Source organism: Amycolatopsis speibonae (genome assembly GCF_042647925.1).
Taxonomy (GTDB): Bacteria; Actinomycetota; Actinomycetes; order Mycobacteriales; family Pseudonocardiaceae; genus Amycolatopsis; species Amycolatopsis speibonae.
Genome location: NZ_JBHRWK010000014.1, coordinates 363823 through 376130, shown reverse-complemented (window position 1 = coordinate 376130; position 12308 = coordinate 363823). Strand labels below are relative to the sequence as shown.

Genomic DNA, 12308 nt, shown 5'->3' with positions numbered 1-12308 from the left:
GCGACGCAGCCTAGTCGAGCCAGGCAGCGGCTTCGGCGGCCCAGTAGGTGAGGATCATGTCCGCGCCCGCGCGGCGGATCGAGGTCAGCACCTCGAGGACCGTGCGCTCGCGGTCGATCCAGCCGTTCGCCGCGGCGGCTTCGACCATCGCGTACTCGCCCGAGATGTTGTACGCCGCCACGGGAACCGGCGACGCCTCGGCGGCGGCCCTGATGACGTCCAAGTAGGACAGTGCGGGCTTGACCATGATCATGTCGGCGCCCTCGGCGATGTCCAGCTCGATTTCGCGCAACGCTTCGCGCACGTTGCCCGGATCCTGCTGGTACGTCTTCCTGTCGCCCTTCAGCTGCGAGTCGACGGCCTCGCGGAAGGGGCCGTAGAACGCGCTGGCGAACTTCGCCGAGTACGCGAGGATCCCGGTGTCCGTGCGCCCGGCGCGGTCGAGCGCGGCGCGGATGACGCCGACCTGGCCGTCCATCATGCCGCTGGGGCCGAGCAGATGCGCCCCCGCTTCCGCCTGCGCCAGACCCATTTCCGCGTACAGGCGCAGGGTCGCGTCGTTGTCGACACCGCCGTCGGCGTCGAGGACGCCGCAGTGGCCGTGGTCGGTGAACTCGTCGAGGCACGTGTCGGCCATCAGGACCGTCGCGTCGCCGAGCTCGGCCTTCAAGTCGCGCAGGGCGACGTTGAGGATGCCGTCCGGGTCGATCGCGCCGGAGCCCTCGGCGTCACGCGTCTTCGGGATGCCGAACAGCATCAGGCCGCCGACACCGGCGTTGACCGCTTCGACGGCGGCTTTGCGCAGCGTGTCGCGGGTGTGCTGGACGACACCGGGCATGCTGGCGATCGGGCGGGGCGCGTCGGCGCCCTCGGCCACGAACATCGGGAGGATCAGCTGGTGCGGGCGCAGCGTCGTCTCACCGACCAGCCTTCGCATGGCAGGAGTGGTACGGAGCCTGCGGGGACGATGCTCAGGAAACACCCCTCCGACGGTACTCCGGCTCGCTTGAGAGGCGGTCCGCAGGCGCTGGAAGCCTCGTGAGCGGCGAGGACGGTTCTGGCCACAGGTGTCTTCGGTACCTACCGGCTCAGGCGCGGTCCGTGAAGGCCTCCTTCCCTACTCTGACGGTAGGGAAGGAGGCCTTCACGGCTTCCCTGGTACATGAAGCGACCAGGGCGGCGGCACCGAGTGGATCAGGGCAGCCGGATGATGGACTCGCTGTTGCAGTTGACCATGCTGTCGGCGCAGGCCTTCACCGTCAGCCGACGCCAAGTGCTCGGCAACATGATCACGGCCACGGTCTCCCCATCGCCGACCTGGATGATGGAGACCTGAGTCGGCGGAGACACGATGAACTGCGCGATGAGAGTCGACGCCGGCGAGTTGTCGGTCAGCGTGGCGAACGCCTCTCCCCGACCGATGGTGGTCCGGATACTTTGCGCCGCGCAGCCGAGCGGGCCGCACACCTCGAACGATCCGGGAGCCGCGGCCGCCGTGCCCGCGAATCCGGCGGAACCGAGAGCCAGCACACCCAGGACGGCGGCGGCCCGTGCAAGAGCCTTCATGATCACTCCCCAGTGATTGTCGAAGCCACGAAGCTACGACCCATCGCTTCACACGCGGTAAGGACTCACTAAGGAACGAAAAAGCCCCCTTCCCACGCGAAATGTGGAAAGGGGGCTTTTCACGGAATCAGGAGCGGCGGGCCCGCTTCGCCTTGCGCGGCGGCGGAAGCGCACCTTCGGCGCGGAGCCGCGCGGCGTGCTCGGCGAGCGCGTCGACCAGGTGCGGGACGTCGGCCTTTTCGGGCTGGACGTCGACCCGCAGCCCGAATTCCACGGCGGTTTCCGCGGTCTTCGGGCCGATGCACGCGACCAGCGTGCGGGTGTGCGGCTTGCCGGCGATGCCGACGAGGTTCCGCACGGTCGAGGACGAGGTGAAGCAGACCGCGTCGAAACCGCCGGTCTTGATCATCTCGCGGGTCTCGGCTGGCGGCGGCGCGGCCCGCACGGTGCGGTACGCCGTCACGTCGTCGATTTCCCAGCCGCGTTCACGCAGGCCGGCCGAAAGGGTCTCGGTGGCGATGTCCGCCCGCGGCAGCAGCACGCGGTCGACCGGGTCGAGCACGTCGTCGTACGGCGGGAACTCGGCGAGGAGGCCTTCCGAGGACTGCTCGCCCTCCGGGATCAGCTCCGGGATGATGCCGAAGGAGCGCACCTTCGCGGCTGTCGATTCGCCGACGCAGGCGATCTTCACGCCGGAGAACGCGCGGGCGTCGAGGCCGAACTCCTCGAACTTCTCCCACACCGCGCGGACGGCGTTGGTCGAGGTGAAGACGATCCACTGGTAGCGGCCGTCGACGAGGCCCTTGACCGAGCGCTCCATCTGGGCGGGGCTGCGCGGCGGCTCGACCGAGATGGTCGGGACCTCGTGCGAGGTGGCGCCGTGGCCGCGAAGCCGCTCCGCCATCTCACCGGCCTGCTCCTTGGTGCGCGGCACCAGGACCTTCCAGCCGTACAGCGCGCGCGACTCCCACCACGACAGCTTCGAGCGCTGGCCGACGGCCTGGCCGATGGTCACGATGAGCGGGCCGACGAGCTCGCCCGCTTCGTTCGCGACGGTGGCCAGCGTGGTGTCCAGAGTGCGCTGGGTATTTATAGTCCCGTTCGACGTGACGGCGACCGGGGTGGTCGGCGCCAGTCCGTGCTCGGTCAGCGCGGACGCGGCCTCGGCGAGGTGCGCCGAAGTCGCGTGCAGCACGATCGGGCCCGGGGTGGCGGCCAGTGCGGCCCATTCGACGTCGCCGCGGACGTCGACCTCGGTGTGGGTGCCGCCGAGCGCGACACCGGCGTACGCCGGGACGGCGGCGCCGGGCGAGACGCCCGGGATGATGTCGAAGACGGCGCTGGTCCGGGAAACGGCCTGCACCTCGGCGACGACGGCGGGCTGGGTCAGCGGGTCACCGGCGATCAGCCGGAGCACCAGCCGTCCGGCCTTGGCCTCGTTCACCAGGTCCTTGGCGACCTCAGTGGCCTCGCCGACGGCGGGGCGCACTTCGGCGCCCTCGGCGGTGAGGGCCAGGACGCCCGAAGGGACGTCCGGGTCGGTCACCACGACCTCGGCCTTGGCGAGCAGCTCCTGAGCGCGGACGGTCAGCAGACCGGCGTCACCGGGGCCCGAGCCCACGAAGGCGACACGCCCGGTGGTCTTACGCGCGGGGGTCATCTGTGCGTTCTCCTCTTGAGCGGCCGCAGTCGATCGCGGCCCTACCTTCAACGTTCTGACTCACTGGGCGGGGCCGGACAGCGCGCCCGCCCCCAGGTCGAGCAGCTCGGCGGCCAGTGTCCGGCCGAGCTGTTCAGCATCACGGATGTCGGCGAGCGCGGAAGCGCGCACCATGTCGACCGCGTCCCCGTCCCCTTCGACGGCGGCGGTGCCCCGCAGCGAGATCCGCTCGACGACCCGCCCTTCGGCGTCCAGGTCCTCGACGATCTCCGCCAGCGCTCCGACCGGTGCACTGCATCCGGCTTCCAATGCCGCGAGCAACGCCCGCTCGGCGGTCGCCACGGCACGAGTGCCTTCATCGTCCACTGTGGACCCGAGCAGGTGCTCGATGTCCACGTCACCGGTCCGGCACTCCACCGCCAGCGCACCCTGTGCGGGCGCGGGCAGCATCTGGATCGGGTCGAGGGTCTCGGTGATCTCCTCCGCCCGGCCGATCCTGGCCAGTCCGGCACGCGCCAGGACGACGGCGTCGAGCTCTCCGTCGATCACCTTGCGCATGCGGGTGTCGATATTGCCTCGGATCGGCACGATTTCCAAACCGAGACCGAGCGAGCGCAGTTGCGCGGTGCGCCGCGGCGAGCCGGTGCCGACGGTCGAACCCGGCGGAAGCTCACCGAGAGTGAGCCCGTCACGGGCGATCAGGGCGTCACGCGGATCCTCGCGGCGCGGCACGGCGGCGAGCGTGATGCCCGGCTCCGGCTTCGTCGGCAGGTCCTTGTACGAGTGCACGATGACGTCGACTTCCTCGCGCAGCAGGGCTTCGCGCAGCGCGGAAGTGAACACGCCGACCCCGATCGTCGGGATGGGCGCGGACGATTTGTCACCGGGCGTCGTCACGGTGACGAGCTCGACCTCGGCCCCGGTGGCACGCAGGGCGTCGGCGATGGTGCCGGTCTGCGCGAGGGCGAGTTTGCTGCCGCGCGTCCCGATACGGATGACTCTGCTCACTGATCACTGTCTTTCGTAGCGGTGGGACTCGCCACGGCGGCGGGCGCCTGCGGGTCGAGGCAGAACAACTCGCGCAGCGCGTTGGCGTAGTCGGTGTCGGCCGTCTCGGCGGCCAGCTGCTTGACCCGCACCGTCGGCGCGTGCAGCAGCTTGTCGACCACGCGGCGGACCGTGCGGCCGACCTCCTCGCGGACCCCGGCTTCGAGGTCCGGCAGGCGGTTGTCCAGCCGCAGCAGTTCGGCGTCGACCACCTCGGCCGCCCGGCGCCGCAGCGCCGTCACCGTCGGGGTGACCTCGGCGCTGCGCTGACCGGCGAGGTACTCGCGCACCTCGTCGAGCACGATGCCGGTGGCTTTCGCGGTCTGGCGTTCGGTGGTCGGGGTGCCCGCTTCGCGCATGCGGCGCTGGATGGTTTCGAGGTCGACCACGGTGACGTCGGCCAGCTCGGCGACGTCGTGGTCGACGTCGCGCGGGAGGCCGAGGTCGCAGACGACCAGCGGCCGCCCGGCGCGAGCCGGGACGTGCTCGGCGGTGAACACCGCGGCGTTCGCGCCGGTGCAGCAGACGACGACGTCCGCCTCGGCGACGGCGGCCGCGATCCCGCTCATCTGGATGGCCTTCGCGGGCACTCCCTGCTCGACGCTCGCGGCGGCGAGGCGGGCGGCCCTGGCTTCGGTGCGGTTGGCGACGGTGATCTCGCCGATCCCGGATTTGCGCAGGTGGGACGCGGTCAGCGCGCCCATCGAACCGGCGCCGACGATCAGCGCGTGCTTGCCGGCGATGTCACCGGCGGCGGCCAGCGCCTCGGAGACGACCGACGCGCCCAGCTGGTCCAGCCCGGTCTCGGAGTGGACGCGTTTGCCGACGCGCAGCGTGGTCTGGATCAGCTCGTGCAGCGTGCGGCCGACGGTGCCCGCCTCGCGCGCGGTGGCGTAGGAGGACCGGATCTGGCCGAGGATCTGCGTCTCGCCGACGACCATCGAGTCCAGTCCGGACGTGACCGAGAACAGGTGCTCGATCGCGGCGCCCGCGTAGTGCACGTACAGCGATTCGTAGAGGTCCGCGGGCTGCATCCCGGCCTGGCGGGCGAGCACGTCGGAGACGTCGTTGAGGCCACCGTGGAAGGTCTCGACGACGGCGTAGACCTCGATGCGGTTGCAGGTCGAGACGAGGATCGCCTCGCTGACGTGCTCGGCCTGCTGCAGTTCGTGGAGCACCTTGGTCACGTCGGTCGCGGGGACCGCGACGCGCTCCAGGGTGCTCAGCTCGGCACTGCGGTGCGAGAGCCCGACCGCCAACACGCTCATTTCAGCGCACCACCATTCCGTTGCCGTGGCCGTTCACGCTGCCATTCTCGGCGCCTCCGGGGCCACCGTCCCCTCCGCCGTTGCCGTTAGCGGCCAGATCGGCGCGGCGAGCGACGTGGAACGACAGGATCTGCAGCTCGACCGCGAGATCGACCTTGCGCACCTCGATATGTGCCGGAACCTGCAGCACCACCGGGGCGAAATTCAGGATGCACTGCACGCCACCTGCGACAAGCCGGTCACAGACCGACTGCGCGGCGGTGGGCGGAGTGGCGATGACGCCGATGGAGATCTGCCGTTCGGCGCAGACTTTGGGGATCTCGTCGAGATGCGAGACCAGGAGGCCGCCGACCGGCACGCCGACCAGATCCGGGTCGAGGTCGAACAGCGCCTCGACCGGGAAGCCGCGGCCGGGGAACCCGCCGTAGTTGGCCAGCGCGTGCCCGAGGTTGCCGATCCCGACCACGGCGACCTTGTGCTTGCGGGTCAGGCCGAGGATCCGTTCGATCTGGCTGACCAGGACGCTGACCTCGTAGCCGACGCCGCGGGTGCCGTAGGAGCCGAGGTAGGACAGGTCCTTGCGCAATTTCGCGGAGTTGACGCCCGCGGCCTGCGAGAGCTCCTCGCTGGAGATCGTCGTCGCGCCCTGCTCGGCCAGTCCGGAGAGGACGCGAAGGTAGACGGCGAGGCGGGCGACGGCGGCCTCGGGGATCGACTTCGCGCGGACAGCTTCCGGCTCGGCGGTGGCCTCGACGGCGGGCATCTCCGCGGTGGGCGCGTTGTCGGCGTCCGGTGTCACCCGGGTGCGCCGGCCTCGTTGCGACACCACGCTTGTCCGCTCCTCTGGTCCTGCTGACGACATGATTCGCCTGAACCTGGAAATCGGCTCTTGACCCGCGGCGCTGAGTCCGGTTCGATGCCGGGCGCTGTCGGAGGCGACGTATCTACGGTAGCCACTTGTGAACGCAGGCACAAAGTCACTGGTAGGTGCTGTGTCGAAGGTCGCGTAGGGCTTCTACCGGCATCGGCGGACCGTCACTCGGGAGCGCGTCAGCGCGACGAGGGACTTCACCAGCGCGCGCCTCTTTTGGGCCGAAGGCTCACGGCAACGTTTTGCAGGGCGCCCATCGCACCTGGGTGACATGCAGGTCGGCCTAGGCGCCCTGCGAAAGGTTTCCGTCAGCGCGCGTTAAAAGACACCGTGTGCCAGCCGGTGGCGCCGTCGGGCACGGTGCCGGCACGTTCTTGAGTCTGCGTGTAGCCGGACTGGTCCGTGGCCCGGACCGCGATCTGATGCTGACCAGGGCCGACCCGGACTTCGGTCCACCACATCCGCCAGGTGTCCTTCGACGTCTCGGTGGACAGGACGGCCTCCTGCCACGGCCCCTGATCGACGCGGACCTCGACCTTCGCGACGCCGGTGTGCTGCGCCCAGGCTGTCCCGGACACGACGACCTTGCCCGCGTTCACCGCCGAACCGGGCTCGTCGATCCGCGACTGCGTCTTCACCGGTCCCTCACGGCCCCAGCCCCGGTCGAGCCAGTACGCCTGACGCTCTTCCCAGGTGGTGATCTCCAGCTCAGTGACCCATTTCGTGGCGGACACGTAGCCGTACAGCCCGGGGATCACGATGCGCGCGGGGAAGCCGTGCTCGATCGGCAGCGGTTCGCCGTCCATGCCGATCGCGAGCATCGCGCCACGCGCCGGGTCCAAGGCGGCTTCGACCGGGGTACCGCAGGTCCAGCCGTCGACGCTGGTGGCGAACATCTGCTCGGCGCCGGGTTTCACGCCCGCTTCGAGCAGCAGGTCACGCAGGTCGACGCCGATCCAGCGCGCGTTGGAGATGTACGGGCCGCCGACCTCGTTGGAGACGCAGCACAGCGTGACGTCGCGTTCGATCAGCGGCCGCGAGCGGATGTCTTCATACCGGTAGGTGACCTCGCGGTCGACCATGCCGCGGATCTGCAGGCTCCAGTCCTCCGCGCGCACCTGCGGGACCACCAGAGCGGTGTCGATCCGGTAGAAATCCTTCGAAGGAGTGAGATACGGCGGGGTCCCGAACTTCACGAAGTCCGCGTCCGCCGGGATCGGCGGCGCTGTCCGCGCGACGACGAGCCTGCCGACTGCGGCCCGCGAGTCCGCGGCGTTCTTCCTGGTCCCGACGAGCTGGCCGGTCAGCGCGGCGACACCGGCTCCCGCCGCGACGGAGGCGCCGGTGATCAGCACCTTCCGCCGGTCCGGCCCCTCGCCTTCGCGATCATCGAAGAACACCTTCGGGCGGAAGAACAGGTGCAGCCGGGTGAAGACGACGAGCCCGGCGACCGTCGCGGCCACCGGTGCCAGCAGCGCGATCTGCCCGAGGTCGGTGCGCACGTAGACGGCGGCGACACCCGCCGCGCCGAGGACACCGACGAGCACCTGGCCCGGCAGCGGCTTGCGGCGCGAGAGCTGCCCGGCGAGCAGCGCGACCAGCACCAGCACCACGGCCAAGCCGATCTTGAGGATGGGCTTGTCCCAGGTCTCCAGCGTCTGTTCCGCCCAGGCGACCACCGCGTGCGGGCTGTGGTCGATGACGAAGTTCGCGACCGCGACGAACGGCGAGGCCGTGTACCCGACGAAGCCCGCGACGAGGTGCCCCACGCCGAGGGCGGCCGCCAGTGACAGGAGCCCGGTCAGAGCGGCTTGCCGGAAGGTGAGCCTGCGTTCTTCGTCCACGATTCCATCTTCGGAGCGAAAGGCGCTTCGGGTCGGCCGATCGCCCCTTACGAGTGTGTTACGCCAGTGCTTTCCGAAGCCTGTCCTCTTCGACGCGCCAGTAGCCGTGCTCGGCGTCGTCGACGAGGATCACCGGCACGCGGTCGCCGTATTCGGCCCGCCATTCGGGGTCGCTGTCGACGTCCTGCGCCGACCAGGCGACGCCCAGTTCGCCGCAGATCCGTTCGATGTCCTGTTCCGCGACCTCGCACAGGTGGCAGCCGGTGCGGGTCATGACGGTCACGTGGTGCGCCATGCGTCAATCCTTACCTGAGGCGAAGGCGCCGGAGCTTCCCGGTGGCCGAATGCGGCAGGGACTCGGCGAACTCGACGGTGTGCGGCACCTTGTACCCGGCCAGGTGCTCCGCGCAGTGCTCGACGACCTGCTGTTCCGAGAGCGACGCGCCCGGCGCGGGGACGACGACGGCCTTCACCGCCTCACCGGTCCGCTCGTCGACGACACCGACGACTCCCGCCTCGACGACCTCGTCCAGCATCGAGATCACGTTCTCGACCTCGTGCGGGAAGACGTTGAAGCCGTTGACGATGATCAGGTCGTTGGCGCGGTCCACCAGGTGCAGGTCGCCGTCGGTGTCGAGGTAGCCGACGTCGCCGGTGCGGAACCAGCCGTCCTCGCCGGGCCCGTGCGAGCCGTCGGGCCAGTACCCGGAGAACAGGTTCGCGCCGCGGATCGACACCAGGCCGGTGCCGCCGTCCTCGTCGAAGGCGTCGCCGAGTTCGTCCGGGTCCTGGGGGACGGGCTCGGCGTCGCCGTCGCTGTCGACCAGCCGGAGCTCGACGCCGGGCAGCGGCCGCCCGACCGAACCCGGCTTCGGGTAGCCGGTGACCAGGGTCGTGGTGACCACGGGCGCGCATTCGGTGAGGCCGTAGCCCTCGTAGACGTCCAGCCCGGTGGCGCCGCGGAGCGCGGTGAGGATCTTGGGGTGCAGCGGCGCCGCGCCCGAGGTCATCCGCCGAACGGTGGAAAGGCCCTGTCCGAGTTCGTCGGGGTCCATCGCGGCGAATTCGGCGTACATCGCGGGCACGCCGGCGATCGAGGTCACCCGGTACTCGGTGCAGTCGGCCAGGGTCCGCTCGGCGAGGAACCGTTCGGACAGGATCGCCGTCGCCCCGACCGAAGTGGTCTGCAGAAGGCCGGGCCCCAGGCCGTAGACGTGGAACAACGGGATGGTGATGAGCACGCGGTCGCCGTGCACGAGCGGCGTCGGGACGATCCGGCTCAGCTGGTCGAGGTTCGCCAGCAGCGCCCGGTGCGACAGCATCACGCCGCGCGGCGGGCCGGTCGTGCCGGAGGTGTACGAGATGACCGCTATGTCCTCCCCGGCACCGGCCGCGTCGACCGGTTCGGCTGCTCCATCCGAAGTAACGGGCGGTGAGAGGCTTGTCACCTCATCGGGGAGCTCCTCGGTCGCCTCGCGTTCGAGAACGAGCCGTGCGCCGCTGTGCTCCAGCAGTCCGGTCAGCTCCGCCACCGGAGCCTGCGGCGAGATCGGGACGACCACCGCGCCCGCCCGGAGTGCCCCGAAGAGCGAGACGGCGAAAGCGGCCGACGTCGGCAGCCGCAGCGCCACCCTGTCGCCGCGCTCGATTCCCGCGTCGAGCAGGGCGCGCGCCAGTGCGTGGGCGGCGTTGTCGAGTTCCGCCCAGGTCAGCGCGACCCCGCCGCCGGTCTCGTGGACGGCCGCCTTCCCTGGCCACTGCCGGGCGGCCTCGGCGAGCAAGGTGGGCACACTTGGATCGGCAACCTGCTCCGCGCTCAACTGCGAACCTCTTCCCTGGAGTGAACGGCGTTGCCAGTTTGTCATCTCCCCCACCGTCATGGGTGTCACTCGCTTTCGTCGCAGTTCCGTAACCCCGGCACCGCTACCTACTTCGCGGTAACTACACGTATGCTGCTGGGCGTCGTCGAGTGGTGTTGATCACTCGATGGTGAGAAAGGGAGTCCGGACGTGCAGATCTTGCAGGCCCACGCGGCGGTGGGACATGCGGGCCGGTTCTCCCTGTCCGGAACGGGAGGTACCGCGTGACTCTTCCCGCGCCGAACCCCGTCTCGATGCTGGCGGGCCACATCCTCCGCCGGAGCGGTTTCCCCGCCGCGCCGTCGCGGGCCAAGGTCGAGGAAAACGACGCCGCCGCCGAGGCCGCGAAGGCCGAGGCGTGGGAGCTGGTCAGCGCCGCGCAAGGCGGCGACACGTCCGCCTTCGGACGGCTCTACGACCGCTACGTCGACGTCGTCTACCGCTACGTCCTGTTCCGCCTCGGCGACCGGGACCTCGCCGAGGACGTCACCAGCGAGACCTTCCTCCGCGCGCTGCGCCGCATCACGTCGGTGAGCTACCAGGGGCGTGACGTCGGCGCCTGGTTCGTCACCATCGCGCGCAACATCATCCTCGACCACGTGAAGTCGAGCCGGTTCCGCCTCGAGGTCGTCACCGACGAGGTCGCCGAGCCGAACGGGGCACCGATCGGGAACGTCGGCGTGCAGGCCGTCGTGGGTCCCGAGCAGCAGGCCATCAGCCGCGCCACCCGCGCCGAACTGCTGCGTTGCGTCGCCGAACTCGGCGAAGACCAGCGCGAGTGCATCGTGCTGCGGTTCATGCAGGGACTTTCGGTCGCCGAGACCGCGGCGATCATGAAGCGCAACGAAGGCGCCATCAAGGCCCTCCAGCACCGCGCGGTACGCCGTTTGGCACAACTTCTGCCCACCGGATTGCGCTAACGTCCCATATTTGTCCCTCACCGGGCCTTGCCGTAACCCTTGGGCGCCTCCGCTCGTTTTCCCAGCCAGACCGGTGTCAGGACCGGGCTGAGCAGATGGAGACTTCGCCGTGGGCGTGCCGGGATGGTTCGCGCGTGAGCGGGCGGACGGTGACCGCTTCGCGGACCTTGTCGACGGCGGCGCCGAGACCCCGGACGACGAGTTCGCGCACGAACTCGCACTCGTCGGCGGTTTGCGCGAGCTGGGCGCCGGTGGCGCGCCCGACGCGGAGACCCGGCAGCGGATCCGAGACGAGATCGCCGGACGCCTCGCCGAAGCCGAGGCCTCGCCCAAGCGTCGTGGTCACGCCGTCGCGAACCTCGCCGCGGCCGCCGTCGCGCTCGTCCTCGCGCTGGGTGGCATCACCCTGCTGCTGTCCAAGGACGCGTTGCCGGGTGATCCGCTCTACGGCATCAAGCGGGCGGGTGAATCGGCCTCGCTCGGGCTCACCTTCGACGAGCGGGACAAGGCGAAGAAGCATCTGGAGTTCGCCGCGAACCGCGTCGGCGAACTCGACGAACTGACCCGGCAGGGCGCGGCCACCGGCGCCTATTTCACCGGCCTCGCCGATTTCGAGACCGACCTGCGGGCCGGCGTCTCCCAGCTGACCTCGGTCGTCACCGATCAGGGCGGCCAGACCCGGCTCGCCGAACTCCGCACCTGGGCGCGGCAGCAGTCCGACCGGCTCGGCCTCCAGGTCGGGCACGCGCCCGCCGAGGCACGCGACAAGTTCGCCGCGGCCCGTGTCCTGCTCGACAAGGTCCAGACGCGCACGTCGGATCTCGGCTCGCGGCTGGTCTGCTACACGATCACCACGGGCTCGTCCGACGAACTGGGCGCCGTCCCGGCCGCCGGCGACTGCGTCCGCAACCCCGGCTCCTCCGACGCCGTCCTGCCGCCGGTGACGTTGCCCGCGCCGTCGCCGGCACCGGCCGGGTCGCCGTCGCCGACCTCGGTGCCGCCGTCGTCCGCCGTGGACACGGCGACCCCGACCGGACCGCTCACGCCACCCGCGGGCGGAACACCGCCACCCGTCGTGGCCACGCCGGGCCCGACGACGAGGACATCGCCCCCGGCGACCACCACGCCGAAGCCGCCGCTGATTTCGATTCCACCGCTCATTCCGGGATTACCGCCGATAACCATCGGCTGACACGGTGTTGATGAGGGAGGCACCACACCCGGGACAGGGTGGTCGGCCGCTCGCTACGCTGTGCATCAGGCACCTGGGATT

The 12308-nt window shown here is 70.3% G+C and carries 11 protein-coding genes; 2 read left to right on the top strand and 9 right to left on the bottom strand.

Annotated features, from left to right (window positions below):
- Positions 1-10: 10 nt before the first annotated feature.
- The 9 genes from hemB to ACFOSH_RS09780 all read right to left on the bottom strand — a co-directional run bounded on the left by hemB (position 11) and on the right by ACFOSH_RS09780 (position 10046).
- Positions 11-982, bottom strand: a complete 972-nt coding sequence (gene hemB, locus ACFOSH_RS09820; protein WP_378238419.1) for a porphobilinogen synthase — start codon at positions 980-982, stop codon at positions 11-13.
- A 212-nt stretch (positions 983-1194) separates the two neighbouring features.
- On the bottom strand, positions 1195-1566 hold the full coding sequence (locus ACFOSH_RS09815; RefSeq protein WP_378238418.1) for a hypothetical protein: 372 nt from the start codon (positions 1564-1566) through the stop codon (positions 1195-1197).
- Between the two features lie 127 nt (positions 1567-1693).
- Positions 1694-3226: a bifunctional uroporphyrinogen-III C-methyltransferase/uroporphyrinogen-III synthase gene (locus ACFOSH_RS09810; protein WP_093939093.1), complete on the bottom strand. Its 1533-nt coding sequence runs from the start codon at positions 3224-3226 to the stop codon at positions 1694-1696.
- A 60-nt stretch (positions 3227-3286) separates the two neighbouring features.
- The gene (hemC, locus tag ACFOSH_RS09805; RefSeq protein WP_378238417.1) at positions 3287-4234 is read right to left on the bottom strand and encodes a hydroxymethylbilane synthase; all 948 of its coding nucleotides are present in this window, start codon (positions 4232-4234) and stop codon (positions 3287-3289) included.
- Positions 4231-5541 carry a glutamyl-tRNA reductase gene (locus ACFOSH_RS09800; protein WP_378238416.1) on the bottom strand — a complete coding sequence of 437 codons (1311 nt, stop codon included), beginning with the start codon at positions 5539-5541 and terminating at the stop codon, positions 4231-4233. Before ACFOSH_RS09800 ends, hemC begins: the two co-directional genes overlap by 4 nt.
- Position 5542: 1 nt before the next feature.
- On the bottom strand, positions 5543-6370 hold the full coding sequence (locus tag ACFOSH_RS09795; RefSeq protein WP_378238415.1) for a redox-sensing transcriptional repressor Rex: 828 nt from the start codon (positions 6368-6370) through the stop codon (positions 5543-5545).
- Positions 6371-6720: 350 nt separating this feature from the next.
- Positions 6721-8256 carry a molybdopterin-dependent oxidoreductase gene (locus ACFOSH_RS09790; RefSeq protein WP_378238414.1) on the bottom strand — a complete coding sequence of 512 codons (1536 nt, stop codon included), beginning with the start codon at positions 8254-8256 and terminating at the stop codon, positions 6721-6723.
- A 58-nt stretch (positions 8257-8314) separates the two neighbouring features.
- Complete coding sequence (locus ACFOSH_RS09785; protein WP_038520134.1) at positions 8315-8551, bottom strand: glutaredoxin family protein; 237 nt, start codon at positions 8549-8551, stop codon at positions 8315-8317.
- A gap of 10 nt (positions 8552-8561) precedes the next feature.
- A complete protein-coding gene (locus ACFOSH_RS09780) occupies positions 8562-10046 on the bottom strand; it encodes an AMP-binding protein (RefSeq protein WP_378238413.1) in 1485 nt (494 codons plus the stop codon).
- 293 nt (positions 10047-10339) lie between these two features.
- Between ACFOSH_RS09780 and ACFOSH_RS09775 the strand changes: the two genes are divergently transcribed.
- Both ACFOSH_RS09775 and ACFOSH_RS09770 read left to right on the top strand, forming a co-directional pair.
- Positions 10340-11035 (top strand): sigma-70 family RNA polymerase sigma factor, encoded by a 696-nt coding sequence (locus ACFOSH_RS09775; protein WP_378238412.1) that lies wholly within the window; start codon positions 10340-10342, stop codon positions 11033-11035.
- 109 nt (positions 11036-11144) lie between these two features.
- On the top strand, positions 11145-12227 hold the full coding sequence (locus tag ACFOSH_RS09770; RefSeq protein ID WP_378238411.1) for a DUF5667 domain-containing protein: 1083 nt from the start codon (positions 11145-11147) through the stop codon (positions 12225-12227).
- Positions 12228-12308 lie beyond the last annotated feature (81 nt).

What these genes read in the sequence shown, in the direction of transcription:
- ACFOSH_RS09815 (WP_378238418.1), bottom strand. Translation starts at nt 1,566, where the DNA reads ATGAAGGCTCTTGCACGGGCCGCCGCCGTCCTGGGTGTGCTGGCTCTC.
- ACFOSH_RS09810 (WP_093939093.1), bottom strand. Translation starts at nt 3,226, where the DNA reads ATGACCCCCGCGCGTAAGACCACCGGGCGTGTCGCCTTCGTGGGCTCG.
- ACFOSH_RS09800 (WP_378238416.1), bottom strand. Translation starts at nt 5,541, where the DNA reads ATGAGCGTGTTGGCGGTCGGGCTCTCGCACCGCAGTGCCGAGCTGAGC.
- ACFOSH_RS09785 (WP_038520134.1), bottom strand. Translation starts at nt 8,551, where the DNA reads ATGGCGCACCACGTGACCGTCATGACCCGCACCGGCTGCCACCTGTGC.